The organism is Chryseobacterium sp. BGARF1 (assembly GCF_001677955.1).
Lineage (GTDB): Bacteria > Bacteroidota > Bacteroidia > Flavobacteriales > Weeksellaceae > Chryseobacterium.
This window is the reverse complement of the sequence record NZ_LELA01000069.1, coordinates 1-256: the sequence shown is the minus strand read 5'-3', so window position 1 is coordinate 256 and position 256 is coordinate 1. Positions and strand designations below refer to the sequence as shown.

At 37.5% G+C, this 256-nt stretch carries 1 protein-coding gene; it reads right to left on the bottom strand.

Annotation, left to right across the window (positions count from 1 at the left end; all coding sequences use genetic code 11):
* The coding region (locus AB671_RS22010) for a transposase (RefSeq protein WP_157444217.1) at positions 1 to 256 on the bottom strand (256 nt) is incomplete at both ends.

Below are 256 nucleotides of genomic sequence, written 5' to 3'. Positions count from 1 at the left end.
CCATTTTTATCTACCACAACGTGTCGCTTGATGCCTTTTACTTTTTTACCTCCATCATAACCATTGAGCGAACGGTTATTTCCCCAGCGAACGCTCTGACTGTCCATAATTCCCAAACTTGCCTCGGCTTTTTGACCTCTGTTTTGTCGTACTTTTTCCCTCAATTTTGACAATAATAAATCGAAAACCTCCAGATTTGACCATTTTGAATAATAGTAATAAACCAATTGCCATTTTGGAAAATCATGAGGTAAAA